The following is a 14,274-nucleotide window of genomic DNA, read 5'->3' on the forward strand; positions in this document are numbered from 1 at the left end:
CAGGCCGCTGGAATGAATTTAACCTTTGGACATCAGGTAATTATAGGATTTACACTGATGCTGACCAGTAAGGGTGTTGCCGGAGTGCCGAGAGCCTCCTTAGTTATTTTGTTGGGTACTGCAGCTTCCTTTGGAATGCCTACATGGCCCATATTTATAATTTTAGGTATTGACGAACTAATGGATATGGCCAGGACGTCGGTTAATGTTATTGGGAATTGTTTGGCAACAATCGTAGTGGCGAAGTGGGAGAATGAGTTCTATCCGGTAAAGGACTAATTATAAAAATGAAAGATAGAGGGAAAAAGATATTTCTTGCAGCAAGTGTTATTGTGCCTTTTATGCTCTACTGCGGGTATTATTATGGTATGATGGTGAAAAATGCACCATATAAGTTTTCTGAATTTGAGTCAATTACCTATAGGTATGGTACGGGTGATACTTTGTTGAATCAATATGATTCGAAAACCCAGAACTATCAATATCTCGATAGTGATGATTCGCTGGTTAAAACGAAATTGAAATTAACTAAGGATGATCTTCTTTACTTACACAGGAAAGCGACTGATTATGGCTTTTGGGATTTTCCAACACAGATAAGAGGTCGTAAAGATCAGGCTGGTGCTAATTCGCCGCATTATTATATTAAATTTACATATAAACGTAAATCTAAAGAAGTGTATTTTGATTTGAATTACGATGGTAATCCGAAATTGAAAGATGCGGTGCGGGTTTTGATTGAAACGATCAATAAAAGTTTAGATGATGCGCAGGCGCGTACAGAAACAAAAAAACCGGCTTAAATGTTAATTATGTAGCTTTTAATTATAATTTTTATGGAAGCATTATTGATTATTGATGTTCAAAATGACTTTCTTCCAGGTGGAAGTCTTGAAATTAAACATGGGGATGAAGTTATTCCTGTGATTAATAAATTGCAGGAACACTTTAAATTGGTTGTAGCTACGCAGGACTGGCATCCTATATCTCATAAAAGTTTTGCCTCTAATCATCCTGGTAAGGAGGTTTACGATACCACAAACATTAAGGGCTTAACCCAGGTGTTATGGCCGGATCATTGTGTTCAGGCTTCTCCGGGAGCTGCTTTATCTGATAAACTAAATCAGCATCGAATTGAAGCGGTATTTAGAAAAGGGACAAATCCAGATATCGACAGTTATAGTGCATTCTTTGATAATGGCCATTTGAAGTCGACCGGATTGGCTGATTATTTAAGGGGTAAGGGAGTGACCCGTATTTATATTGTTGGTTTAGCAGGTGATTTTTGTGTTTACTACTCTGCCATGGATGCAATAAAAGAAGGGTTTGGGACTTTTATTATTGAGGATGCGGTACGGTCAGTGTTTCCTGATAAATTTGCAGCAGTAGTGGCCGAGATTGTAAAAGAGGGTGGGTATGTGATACAGAGTAATGAATTGCTTACTGTGGCCTGATTTAATTGAAGAAGGAGATACTTTAATTTACGTAACCAAGATGGGATCGTTTATCATCCCAAAATGGGGATAATAGATTCAACTTGTTATTTGTAGTTTAGGCAATAGTGAGAATTGCTATTTCTTTTTGATTGTGCTGTCTGATCATAGCTATTGTTATCAGGATCGAGCTGTCCCTGCTAATAAATTATATACACAACCAGATTGTTTCCTATTTATTTCGTGACCTCTTTACCGAAAAGGTAATCGTGCACGTCAGTTATTGAGTTGGATCTTAATGCCTTCACAGCGGACTTTATACTCTCTTTAGAAACACCCCACTTTTTGGCCCAATAGTCAACCTCTTCATCAATATACATGCTGATGAGCGTTTTTTCTTTGTAAGATTTATTGGCAGTTTTCATGATAATTAGTTTGTATAATAAAATGTGATAATTGCGAAATTGTTTTAATATGTTTTGGATTTCATTGAATGTTTATATTTAATTAACATTAGTGTAACCAAGCTTGAAATAATAGCGAATTGATGCATACACTATAATATACGACTGCGATTAGTTAATAGTAATGCATGAAATAAATATTTACTCTATTTGAGAAGAAGTAAGAAGATTTATATCTAAGATCTCTCATAAATATACCATGTTTATATTTGTAAACATAAAAATTTCATATTTATTGTGTTTGTTTCTCGTAAAAAAAAGATAAGTTAAAGGGTAGAATATCAGGTGGATAGCTTGGGCAGGATCGAACTGGATGATCATTGAGATGGACCAGGGAATGTTGAGTTTACTTAGTTTTTTTATGTTTAGGATGTTACTGTACATCAGAGGATCCATTTGTTAGTTGTATTATGAATTTAGATGCAAAAATGAGTTTAATTCATTAAAAGAGGTGTCAAATGCTATAAAACAATAAATAACCATAGATTATAGAATCGTTTTAATTATTTTTAACAATTGATAAAAGCAAACTCTTAATAGAATTTTAGTACATAATGAAAATTAAAAAATTTGGAGGTACATCTGTAGGAAGTCCCGAACGGATGAAAAACCTTCTCTCCATCATTCAATCTGAAGAAAGGCAAATTGTAGTATTATCTGCAGTAGCCGGCACAACAAACAGTTTAGTTGAAATCTCCCAATCATACATGAGCGGAGATAAGCGAAAGGCAAAACAACTGTCGGATGCATTATATGAGAAATACCAGCAATTTGTATCAGAGCTTTTTTCTACTGAAGAGGGTAAGAAAAATGGAACAGAATTAATTAATTATCATTTCTCCCTTATTGGTTCATTTTCAACCGATTTGTTTACACCAGTAGAAGAAAAAGTTATACTTGCTCAAGGGGAACTCCTATCCACTACCCTTTACCATTTTTATTTAACAGAGTTAGGCATCAAATCTATATTGCTGCCAGCACTTGATTTTATGCGGATTGATGAGGACAATGAGCCCATGGTTGATTATTTGAGGTCGCATATCCATCCTTTAATTGATAGCAAGCCCGATCATCATTTGTTTATTACACAGGGATATATTTGTCGAAATTCATTTGGAGAAACGGACAACCTGCGAAGGGGAGGAAGTGACTATACGGCTTCACTTATAGGTGCGGCTATTATGGCGGAAGAGGTTCAGATTTGGACCGATATAGATGGCATGCATAATAATGATCCACGGATTGTTCAAGGAACTAAACCGATAGCGCAATTATCTTTTGATGAGGCTGCTGAGCTTGCTTATTTTGGTGCAAAAATATTGCATCCTCAGAGTGTTTTTCCGGCACAGAAGTACAAAATACCGGTCAGGTTGTTGAACACAATGGAACCATCTGCTCCCGGTACATTGATTACAGATGACAGTGAAAGAGGTAAAATTAAATCAATTGCTGCAAAGGATAATATTACCTCAATCAGGATCCAATCGAGCAGAATGTTACTTGCATATGGCTTTTTAAGAAAGGTATTTGAAGTTTTTGAGCGTTATAAGACGCCAATTGATATGATTACAACTTCAGAAGTGGCTGTTTCAGTAACCATTGATGAAACCAGGTACTTAGCTGAAATAGTGCAGGAACTGAAAGCATTTGGTACGGTTAATTCTGTTTCTGATCAATCTATTATATGTGTGGTGGGCGATTTTTCCTATCACTCTCATGGATTTGCTTCACGTGTTTTCGAGTCATTAAAGCATTTATCTATCGGAATGATATCCTATGGAGCTAGTGATTGCAATATTTCCTTAGTGGTAGACACAACTGATAAAATTGAAGCTTTAAGAAGTCTTCATAGTAGATTATTTTAAATTCTATTCGCCTTTTCTATTGAATTGGCATTTATATTAATAAGCATGTTTTCTAAAGAAACTTTGGCGGGGTTTAACACACGCAAAACACCTTTTTATTATTATGACCTTAAATTGTTAAAGGAAACATTGTCAGCTTGTAAAGATGCTGCCAATGAATATGGCTTTCAGGTACATTATGCAATGAAGGCTAATTTTAACGAAAGGGTGTTGAAATGTATTCAGGGGTTTGGATTTGGTGCCGACTGTGTGAGTGGGAATGAAGTTAAAAAGGCTGTAGAGGTAGGGTTTCCATCGAATCAGGTGGTATTTGCCGGGGTTGGCAAGTCTGATGATGAGATTATAACGGCTCTTGAACTCAATATTTATTGTTTCAATGTGGAGTCGGTTCAGGAACTTGAAATCATCAATGATCTGGCTGCTGGTGTTGGAAAAAGAGCTCGTGTTGCGCTACGCATTAACCCTAATGTGGATGCCTATACGCATCACAATATTACAACCGGACTGGAAGAGAATAAGTTTGGAATTAATCAATGGGAATTACCTGCTTGTGCGGAATATTTGAATCGTGCCCAGAACATCTGGTTGGAAGGCATTCATTTTCATATAGGCTCTCAGATTACAAATCTAACTGTATTTAAGAGCTTGTGTGTGCGGGTAAATGAAATCAAATTGTGGTTTGAAGAACGGGGCTTTAATTTGAAAATTCTGAATGTTGGAGGAGGCTTAGGTGTTGATTATTATCATCCTGATGAAAATAAGATTGCTGACTTTAAAGCTTACTTTGAGATATTTAATCAGTTTCTGGATCGTAAACCGGGACAGGAGGTTCATTTCGAACTAGGAAGAGCATTAGTTGCGCATTGCGGAACGCTCATCAGCCGGGTGCTCTATGTTAAAAATGGTATAAAAAAGCATTTTTTAGTTCTGGATGCAGGAATGACAGAACTAATGCGTCCAGCATTGTATCAGGCTTATCATAAAATGGAAAACCTTTCAAGGAATGTGGAGTTAGAGCAGTCGATTATGAAATATGATATCGTGGGTCCTATTTGCGAATCAACAGACTGCTTTGGTAAAGAGGTAGAGATTGGCACTTCATTTAGAGGAGATCTCATCGCGATTAGGACAGCAGGGGCCTATGGAGATGTGATGTCCTCCAGATATAACCTGAGGGAACAGCTTGAACCATATTACACGGAATAAGAGCTTATAGAGATAGCTTATTGATAAAATTTGCTATCTCTTCAATGTTTAATATATAATCAATAGGGGCTATCTGAATGGCTTTTTGAGGCATATAGGATACCTCAGCATACTGAGGATTTTGAACTGCTGTAATGCCTCCATGGTTTTTAATCGATTTTAATCCTGCTGCGCCATCTGAATTAGCACCTGATAATAAAATAGCAGCTATTCGTGTCTTATATACTTCAGCTGCGGTTTCGAAAGTAACATCAATACATGGCCGGGAATATTGGATTTTTTCGGAGTAATCAAGTGATACGGAGTGATCTGTCTCTACCAATAGATGGTAATCAGAGGGGGCTACATAAATCTTTCCATTTTGCAAGCTGTCTTTTTCTTCTGCTTCCACAACAGGAAGTGTTGCTTTACTGTTGAACAAATTAATAAGGGAAGAATCATAAGAAGCTTTTCTATGAAGCACTATGATTATCGGAAAACTTAAATTGTACTTGATAGCTGGAAGAACCTTGAGTAAAACATCAAGACTTCCTGCTGAACCTGCAATAAGAAGAAGGTCTATTTTCCCTTTCAGGCTATCTTTCTCCATATCTTTTCATTGTCCAATTGTTTAAATCTGGAGGTTAGTGATGAAAATCGTATTGTTTCTTTTGATCCAAGGGCCAGGTATCCGAGGTTATCCAGACTTTGCTCAAATAAATTGAAAACTTTCACCTGCAGATCTTTATCAAAGTATATGAGTACGTTGCGGCATAAAATTAACTGAAATTCGTTGAATGAGCGGTCTGATACCAGGTTATGGGTAGAGAAAATCATTTTTCTGCTTAACTCTTCGTCAAATTTAGCTTTGTCATAATTTGCGGTATAGTATTGTGAGAAGTCTTTTGTGCCGCCTGATTGGATATAGTTTTCGGAGTACTGTTTCATTTGGCTTAGAGGGAAGATTCCCATTCTTGCTTTTTCAAGTACTTCCGGATTCAGATCAGTGGCATACAACAGTGCTTTATGATACAAATTCGCTTCTTTGAGTAAGATAGCCATCGAATAAACTTCTTCACCTGTAGAGCAGCCTGCATGCCATATTCGAATAAAGGGATAAGTGCCTAGTGTAGGTAGAACTTGTTCGCGTAATACTTTGTAGAATTGAGGATCCCTAAACATTTCGGTCACAGTTACCGTAACTTGTTCTATAAAGCGATGCATATAATCAGGGTCGCTTTTTAAACGATATCTGAATTCGGCAAAGCTCATAAACCGATCCAGGGTAAACAAGCGGTTTATTCGTCTTTTTATAGAAGCTTTAGAGTATTCTGTAAAATCATAACCATAGCTTTCGAGTATATCATTCAAAATAATATCTACATCTTCATCCTGAATAAAGTTATACTCTATCATCATGTTTCATATAATGCTCCAATACCTTCAATAGGGCATCTATATCTATGGGTTTTGACAAGTAAGCCTCGGCCCCAGCTTCTAAACATTTTTCACGATCGCCCACCATAGCCTGTGCAGTTACTGCTATTATAGGAACTGATGAAATTTGTTTGTTGCTTTTAATTTCCGCTATAGCTTCATAACCATCCATTTCAGGCATCATCATATCCATTAGAATTATTCCAATATCATCTTGGTTCAGAAGAAGATTGATACCTGCGATAGCCGATGCAGACGTTACACAATGATACTTATTGGCTTTTAAAACAGCCACAAGGGCAAATATATTTCGTGGATCATCATCGATGACCAAAATTTTGTCTTTCATAACTTCTATAAGTATTTATCATAAAGCCAAACTCTTAACAGTGATATGAGCTGATCAATATCAACGGGCTTGGATATGTAATCGGAAGCCCCTGCGTTGATACATTTTTCTCTATCACCAACCATGGCTTTAGCAGTTACTGCCAAAATAGGCAGACTTTTAAATTTTGGATCCCGACGGATCTGTATGATAGATTCATAACCATCCATCTCAGGCATCATCATGTCCATGAGCACAACATCAGTTTGCGGGTTTTCCTTTAGTACGATTAAGGCTTCCTTACCATCTGTTGCAGATACTACTTTCATCTTAAGTTGTTCTAAAGCCTTAGTTAAAGAGAAGATATTTCGAACATCATCATCTGCAATAAGAACAGTCTTATTTTTTAGTATTTCATTTAAGGCAACAGCATTTTTTATAACCGATGCAGTCGCATTTCCTAAAGGATGCTTTTCTTCAACAAGATGTAAAAATAGTGCAACCTCATCTAGTATTCTTTGATAAGAATGTGCAGTTTTCATTACTATGCTGTCAGCGTAAAGCTTTATTTTACTCTCTTCTGCTTTCGAAAGATTTTTCCCTGTAAAAATAATTATAGGAAGGTTTTCAAGACCAGGAGTCTTTTTAACTGTTTCTAATGTTACATAAGCGTTCATATCGGGAATGCCCATGTCTAGAATTACACAGTCCACTTCTTTTTTCTGAAGTGCATTGACACCATCTGCTATAGATTCTTTAATTTCAGAATTTATTTGGTAGGTATCCAGAAAATAGGCTAATGCACGTGCATGTTGCGAGTTTTCTTCAATGATCAATACCTTTTTTAAATCTTTGGTAAGGGCGTTTTCTATGCTTGCAAACATGTGTTGCATTTGTTCCAAAGCAACTGGTTTATTAATAAAGTCTATCGCTCCTTTGAGTAAACTTTCTCTTTTTACCTGCATGGATGACATAATGTGCACCGGAATATGCTTGGTCTTGGGATTGGCTTTAAGCTCTTCCATGACTTCCCACCCATCTTTTATTGGCAGCTGAATGTCTAGCAGGATGGCTACTGGCTTGTATTGCTGAGCTAATGTTATTCCCTGATCTCCCCGAACGGCAACAATACCTTTGTATTTATTTTTGCGGGTATATTCTAAGAGTGCTTTTGCGAAGTTTGTATCATCCTCCACAATTAAGATGACCTTATCTTGATTTGTTATGGTGTTCCTGTCATCTTCTAGATCATGTGGAATTATCTCTGATAAGTATTTTTTACGTTCTCTTTCATTTATTTCAGATTTAGGTTGAGCTATTTCCTCAGGAATAGTAGCTGCAATTTTATCCTCGTAAATCTCATTAATAGCATTGTCTTCCTTAATAATAAGCTCCGGATGGATTGGGATAACCACTGTAAATTCACTTCCTTTACCCGGTTCGCTTGCTATGAGTAATTCACCTCCTTGTAACTTTACAAGTTCACGGCTAATAGACAGACCTAATCCTGTACCTCCATATTTACGTCTTGTAGAACCATCAGCTTGCTGAAAGGCTTCAAACACATGATTTTGCTTATCTTTAGCAATGCCGATACCGGTATCCTTAACAGAAAAGTTTATAAATCCTCTCTTATTCGAAGAGGTTACATTCATTAAAACTGAACCTCTAGCCGTAAATTTTAAAGCATTAGAGAGTAGATTTTTAATCACCTGTTCAAACCTCATCTTATCAATTCGAATAATTTCCGGAATGTCAGAATCAACATGCATGTTCAGTTCCAGAGATTTCTCTTTTGCTATTGGGCCAAAAAGAGACTTTAAATCGAGCATGATATCTTTTACAGCTGTATTTTGATATTCAAGCTCCATTTTTCCTGCCTCTATTTTTGAGAGATCCAGTATTTCATCAATAAGGCTTAAGAGTCCGTTGCCTGAACTATGAATTACCCGCCCGTATTCTATTTGGTCTTCATTTAAATTTTGCTCTGTATTTTCCGATAATAGTCTGGATAAGAGTAAAATTGAGTTTAGAGGAGTTCTTAGCTCATGCGACATGTTAGCTAAAAATTCAGATTTATATTTAGTGCTTTGCTCAAGCTCTTCCGATTTCTTTTGGATATCAAGATTGCGCTCCACAATGAGCTGGTTCTTTTCTTCAAGCACCTTGCTACGCTCTTCCAGCTCCTGGTTGGCTTGTAATAGTTCTTCTTGCTGAACCCTAAGTTCTTCTTCAGAGGCTTGAAGTTTTTGTGCCTGAGCTTCCAGTTCCGTATTTAGATTCTCTAGCTCACTATGCTGTGCTTGTAACTCCTCTGTCTGTGCCTGTGTTTCTTCGAGTAGTTCCTGCAGCTTTGACCGGTTTTGAGCCGTATGTATGACAATGCCCGAACTATGAGATACAGAGTCGAAGTACTCAAAATCTAAATTGGAGAAGGTATTAACTGAACCCAGCTCAATGACTCCTTTAATATGGTTTTCAAATAGAATAGGAAATGCGATAATGTTGTTCGGCCTGATCGTGCTGCTTGCAAAACTTATGACCATGTCTGTTTCCTGGATATCAGAAAGGTGTATTTTTTCTTTATTTGTTGCACATTGACCTACTATTCCATCCCCAATCTTGATGATTTGTTTCTTATAATCAGAAGCAAGAGCATAACTTGCCGTTAATTCCAGGTTTTCTTCGTCCTGCAAGATGTAAAGTGCCCCAACAGAACTGTTAGTGTATTTTATAATATGCTCAAGAATTGCTTGTGTTAAAGGTTTGGTATCTATTTCCCCTATCATTCTTTCATTTAAGGAGGCAATGCCAGCTTGTAACCATTCCTTGTCAGATAGCGATTTGAATGAGAGATCTAAAGACTCCGCCATTTTATTCAGGGAGAGACTTAAACTTCCCAGACTATCGGCGTCATTTTCATCCTCTACGCGTGTTGAAAAGTCGCCAAGTGCTATTTTTTTAGCAATATCTTCAATAATAGCAAGCCTTTTTGCCGTGTGATCATCGGTTTCTTTCAGCTCATTATAAAGTTTTGCTCTTTTAAGAAGGTCTTTTTGTGCCCTCATATAAGAGATGATGGTGATGATCAGTGATAGTAAAGCAGCAATGATAATGAGAGCTGGTGTATACACTTGAAATATATCCATTCTTTTAGTACGCTGAGCTAAAAGAATCCTTTCCGTGTTTTCCATGGACAAAACAACAGCTCGAGCTTCAAGCATTAATGATCTTCCAATCAACATTTCTTTGGGATCGATATGCTTTTGTTGATTTTTTGACTCGATAACCTGTGCTAAGTGTTTTAATCTTTTGTTTACTGTTTCCTGAAGCTGAATACACTTTATAACCTGTGCTGGATTATCACTAATCAGGCTTTTGAGACGTTGCAGGTGACCCGATATTCTACTATTAGCATTTTTATAAGGATCCAGAAATTGATTCAGTCCTGTTAGTAAATAGCCTCTTTGTCCGGTTTCTGCATCTTTTAAAAGAGAAAGCGTATTTTCAAGTTCCAATATAACCGTATTCGTATGGTTAACCATATTGGTGCTTTTAACTAAGCTATTAATGCTTAAATAAGAGGCTAAGGAGCTGATTAGTAGGAGTAATATGGATAGACCATAACCGATTCTTAAGTTATTATTAACCTTATTGTACATGAGTAAATTCTTATTTAACTTAGGATGTTATGAGTGTAGTTTCAGTGTTGTGCACAGGGATACTGAAATAAAATGAAGATCCTTTTCCTGGAGAGCTATCAACGCCGAAGCTCCCATGGTGTCTTTTAATTATTTCTGAGCAAATGTATAAACCTATCCCCAGCCCTTGAAAGCGATTGGAGGTTTCGTCAACCCTGTAATATTTATTAAAGATCTGTGCATGTTTATCGGATGAAATTCCAATTCCTGAATCGATCACCCTTACAATAATGTCTCCTTCAGGTGTAAGGCTGTTTTCAACAATTACTTCTTTGTTATCCGGTGAATACTTTATAGCATTGGTCAGATAATTTAAAATTACCTGCTCTATTCTGATCTCGTCACCGTAAACAAATTTATCCACAGTCCCTTTTCTGATAATGGTTACTTCATGATTTGTTTGTCTGATGATATCAATAGAATTAGCAAGCAAGTTCTCGAAGTTAAATACTTTTTCATTGAACTTTAATTTGCCACTTTCAATTTTCGATATATCCAGCAAATCTGCAATCAAGCTATGTAATTTATCAACCTGAAATTGTGCTCTTTGGAGGTAGTTTGCACTTACTTTAGAAGTTTTAAGTTCGGATGAGAATGCCCGTTCTAATAACTGCATATAAGCTTTAATACTAGTTAGAGGGGTTTTTAATTCGTGACTTGCGATGCTTAAGAACTCATCCTTCCGCATTTCAGCTTTTTTCTGATCTTCAATATCAGTAAACGTCCCAACCCATTTTACAATAACCCCAGCTTCTTTAATTGGGGTAGTTCTCAATAAATGACAGTGGTATTCGTCTTCATATAAATTTTTAATCCGTACCTCCATTTCCAGTGGAACATTCCTTGAAATAGCATCCTTCCATTTTTCTTCAATATTTGGATCATCGGGATGAGCAACAGGGAATTTCTCCTGAGCGGTACTATAATTTAACCAATGTTGATTAACAAATTCAATTACGCCATTGCTTTTTGCTGTGAAAGCGATTTGGGGTATGCTTTCTAAAATGGATCTTAATTCCTGAACGCGTTCCTTTAATTCGGTTTGTGCTTCTTTTCTGAATTCAATTTCAGCACGCAATGCAAGTTGTGCCTCATTAAGATCTCTGGTTTGCTCATAAATACGATGAAGCGTTTTTACCTTGAGTAGTAGAATTTCAGGTTCAACGGGTTTTGTAATATAATCTACGCCTCCCGAAGCGTAACCCTTGGTTATAAAACGCTTATCGGTGTTAACAGCAGATAGAAATATAATAGGAATATCTTTAGATTTACTGTAGCCCGATATATTCTCAGCAACTTCAAATCCATCCATTCCCGGCATCTGTACATCAAGAATGATTAATGAATAGGACCGTTTAAGAATTTTTTTCAGTGCTTCTTCACCAGAAAGGGCTGTATCAACTTCAAAGTTATTAATCTCTAAAATCCTTTTTAATGAAAATATATTTTCTGGTTTATCATCAACTATTAAAATCATTATGAGTATAAGTTCCGTTTGAGGTCAAATATATGTTTTCAAACGGTTATATAATTATAAACACGTTAGAAATACAACTCTCTATAACGTAATAAAGAAGAAATGTGTTTCGAAATTATAATTTTCTTAAAGATTTTTCCCAGGTTGCACTTTGCTGTTTCGTGTAGTAACGGTAGATCCCAGCAAATACAGCATAGTTCATCACACAGAAATAATAAGGAATAAAAAGAGCCTTAATCCTTAACTGTTTTTTTTCAAGCAGGTATCCCAGGCATGCCGCGCTGTAAAAGATTATTTGCAGAAACAGGATGAAGGAGTATAGCCATCCCTCGCTTGAGATTGCTAAGGCCGCGTTTGTGAAAAATATAAGGATCAGCAGGAAGGGGGCAACGGTCCAACGTAATACCCGGTGACTGATATATTGAAAACTGAGTATACCATATTTAAATACGTTAAATAAAGGCATTAGCTTGATAATAGATTGAATACCTCCTGCTGCGATTCTTATTTTTCTTTTGAGCTCTTCTTTTACATTAGCTGAAGCATTTTCTGTTGCATATGCGTTAGGTTCATAAACAATCCGGTAATTCTTCATGGCGATAAGCATAGAGATCATAAAATCATCCAGAATAATGTCAGGGCCTACCGGCTCATATAAAGACGTCCGAATGCTGAATAGTTCACCTGCAGCTCCAACTACTGAATAGATTTCTGAATCCCATTTTTTTAAAGCAGATTCATATTTCCAGTAAAATCCTTCACCTGCAGCACTTGCATCGGCGAGCTCATCTGAAAATACACGTTTCTCTCCGGCAACAGCTCCTACATTATTATTCTTGTAATGGGCGCATATAATTTGCAACGCATCGGTATTTAAAAAGGTATTGGCGTCAGTAAAGACGATGACTTCCGTATCTACTTCCTGTACGGCGCGGTGTACAGCATTAATTTTCCCTTTTCTTAAAGGTGAGTGCAAAAGCTTTATCTCTTTATATTCAGCAACTATCTCTGGAGTATGGTCAGTTGATCCATCCGTTACAAAGAGTATTTGCAGCTTGTTTGTTGGGTAGTTGAGCTGAAGCGTGTTTTTTATTTTATCGTGCATGTAATCCTGCTCGTTAAAGGCGGCTACAATTAATGTGCAGGTGGGTAATTGGTCGATATCAATGATCGGTTCAGTGGGTTTTTTACTGAACAATCTTTTAATCCTCACCATCAGGAATAATAATATTCCATACCCTAAGAAAGTATAAAAAACAATGAATATGGATAGCCAAAAGGTAACTTTCATGGGATGTATGATTTGATCAATGACAATGTATTTTTACTCTATAAACTGCAGATTGGTTTCAATTATCCACATTAAAAGAATCCAATTATTTAATATCGTAAATAGGGTAGCCCAATATGGTGCTGTTTTTATCATTTCTGATGTTCCATTTGATGGCTTTCATGAATTGAGAAGTCAAATCCGGACGTTTCTCCTTATAGTATTTCAATATGTTTCTAGGGAAAACTATCAACGAAAAATAAATATAAAAGATCCATTTGTTGAAATTCGTGGTGTTTCTTCGAATAAAAAGAATCCGGTTCCTGTTCATGAAGTATTCTTTTAATGCGCTTTTCTTTCCTACAGACATCGATTCCTTATGATAAATTAATCCCTTTGGTTCAATCCATATTTCATAATTAGACGATTTTATCCGCTCGCACCAATCCATTTCTTCATAATATAAAAAGAAAATTTCAGACATCAGACCGGCCGCATCAATAGCTGATCGTCTTATCATCATGGCAGCCCCATGAATATAACCTGTTTTTCCGGTTAAGTGATCATATTGACCATTATCTTTTTCGAACGCACCAATGCATTTGTTTCTACAGGTAAAATAATTCATTTCAGTAAATCCCGCATACTGAATGATATCCGGGGCATCAAAGTACTTAATTTTTGGCGATATTATCCCAACCCGGGGGTTAATGTCTAATATATGCACTAATGATTCAATAAGTCCCTCCGTGAATTCTGTATCATTATTCACAAAAAATAAATAGTCACCTGTAGCTACAGAAGCAGCTAAGTTATTCCCTCCAGCGAAACCTATATTAATAGCTGACCGTATAAAAGTTATAGAAGAGGGATAATTAAGCTTCCATTGGGGAGTTGGATCAGTGCTGCTGCCATTATCAACCACTATAATTTCCAGGTTAGCATATTTATTGAATCGAAAAATGGACTTTAACATAGTTTCCGTAACTTGAGGCTGATTATAATTTACGGTTATGACAGAAACTTTTTTCATCGGGCCATTTATTTGATGCTATTGTGAAGATTTTTATTCCTGATCATATAATCAGCATGGTTAAAATTATACTAATATTTG

13 protein-coding genes are annotated in these 14,274 nt (G+C 36.5%); 5 read left to right on the forward strand and 8 right to left on the reverse strand.

All coding sequences use genetic code 11. The features are described 5' to 3' along the window. The 3 genes from ADIARSV_RS03240 to pncA all read left to right on the forward strand — a co-directional run. Nucleotides 1-279, forward strand: a 279-nt coding sequence (locus ADIARSV_RS03240; RefSeq protein ID WP_040298953.1) for a dicarboxylate/amino acid:cation symporter, incomplete at its 5' end; no start/stop codon positions are given. A gap of 8 nt (nt 280-287) precedes the next feature. Beyond that, entirely contained in the window at nt 288-803 is a 516-nt protein-coding gene (locus ADIARSV_RS03245) for a hypothetical protein (RefSeq protein ID WP_016193941.1), read from the forward strand. A 33-nt stretch (nt 804-836) separates the two neighbouring features. Beyond that, nucleotides 837-1,454: a bifunctional nicotinamidase/pyrazinamidase gene (gene pncA, locus ADIARSV_RS03250; protein ID WP_016193942.1), complete on the forward strand. Its 618-nt coding sequence runs from the start codon at nt 837-839 to the stop codon at nt 1,452-1,454. A gap of 215 nt (nt 1,455-1,669) precedes the next feature. Here pncA and ADIARSV_RS03255 read toward each other — a convergent pair whose 3' ends face one another. Further along, the gene (locus ADIARSV_RS03255) at nt 1,670-1,858 is read right to left on the reverse strand and encodes a DUF3606 domain-containing protein (RefSeq protein WP_016193943.1); all 189 of its coding nucleotides are present in this window, start codon (nt 1,856-1,858) and stop codon (nt 1,670-1,672) included. Between the two features lie 593 nt (nt 1,859-2,451). On the opposite strand from ADIARSV_RS03255, the gene ADIARSV_RS03265 reads away from it, so the two are divergent. Both ADIARSV_RS03265 and lysA read left to right on the forward strand, forming a co-directional pair. Continuing rightward, nucleotides 2,452-3,762: an aspartate kinase gene (locus tag ADIARSV_RS03265; RefSeq protein WP_016193944.1), complete on the forward strand. Its 1,311-nt coding sequence runs from the start codon at nt 2,452-2,454 to the stop codon at nt 3,760-3,762. Between the two features lie 45 nt (nt 3,763-3,807). Further along, nucleotides 3,808-4,968, forward strand: a complete 1,161-nt coding sequence (lysA, locus tag ADIARSV_RS03270) for a diaminopimelate decarboxylase (RefSeq protein WP_016193945.1) — start codon at nt 3,808-3,810, stop codon at nt 4,966-4,968. Between the two features lie 4 nt (nt 4,969-4,972). On the opposite strand, the gene ADIARSV_RS03275 is transcribed toward lysA, so the two are convergent. The 7 genes from ADIARSV_RS03275 to ADIARSV_RS03305 all read right to left on the reverse strand — a co-directional run bounded on the left by ADIARSV_RS03275 (nt 4,973) and on the right by ADIARSV_RS03305 (nt 14,193). Continuing rightward, nucleotides 4,973-5,557 (reverse strand): chemotaxis protein CheB, encoded by a 585-nt coding sequence (locus tag ADIARSV_RS03275; protein WP_016193946.1) that lies wholly within the window; start codon nt 5,555-5,557, stop codon nt 4,973-4,975. Beyond that, complete coding sequence (locus ADIARSV_RS03280; protein ID WP_016193947.1) at nt 5,539-6,363, reverse strand: CheR family methyltransferase; 825 nt, start codon at nt 6,361-6,363, stop codon at nt 5,539-5,541. The genes ADIARSV_RS03275 and ADIARSV_RS03280 overlap by 19 nt, the downstream gene beginning before the upstream one ends. Next, nucleotides 6,350-6,733, reverse strand: coding sequence for a response regulator (locus ADIARSV_RS03285; RefSeq protein WP_040298958.1), 384 nt, complete (start codon nt 6,731-6,733; stop codon nt 6,350-6,352). The genes ADIARSV_RS03280 and ADIARSV_RS03285 overlap by 14 nt, the downstream gene beginning before the upstream one ends. A gap of 5 nt (nt 6,734-6,738) precedes the next feature. After that, nucleotides 6,739-10,374 carry a response regulator gene (locus tag ADIARSV_RS03290; RefSeq protein WP_016193949.1) on the reverse strand — a complete coding sequence of 1,212 codons (3,636 nt, stop codon included), beginning with the start codon at nt 10,372-10,374 and terminating at the stop codon, nt 6,739-6,741. Between the two features lie 19 nt (nt 10,375-10,393). Further along, a complete protein-coding gene (locus ADIARSV_RS03295) occupies nt 10,394-11,890 on the reverse strand; it encodes an ATP-binding response regulator (protein ID WP_016193950.1) in 1,497 nt (498 codons plus the stop codon). A gap of 115 nt (nt 11,891-12,005) precedes the next feature. Beyond that, a complete protein-coding gene (locus ADIARSV_RS03300; protein ID WP_016193951.1) occupies nt 12,006-13,181 on the reverse strand; it encodes a glycosyltransferase family 2 protein in 1,176 nt (391 codons plus the stop codon). A gap of 85 nt (nt 13,182-13,266) precedes the next feature. Then, on the reverse strand, nt 13,267-14,193 hold the full coding sequence (locus ADIARSV_RS03305; RefSeq protein WP_040298961.1) for a glycosyltransferase family 2 protein: 927 nt from the start codon (nt 14,191-14,193) through the stop codon (nt 13,267-13,269). Nucleotides 14,194-14,274 lie beyond the last annotated feature (81 nt).

The sequence above is a fragment of the Arcticibacter svalbardensis MN12-7 genome, from assembly GCF_000403135.1.
In the GTDB taxonomy this organism is placed as follows: Bacteria; Bacteroidota; Bacteroidia; order Sphingobacteriales; family Sphingobacteriaceae; genus Arcticibacter; species Arcticibacter svalbardensis.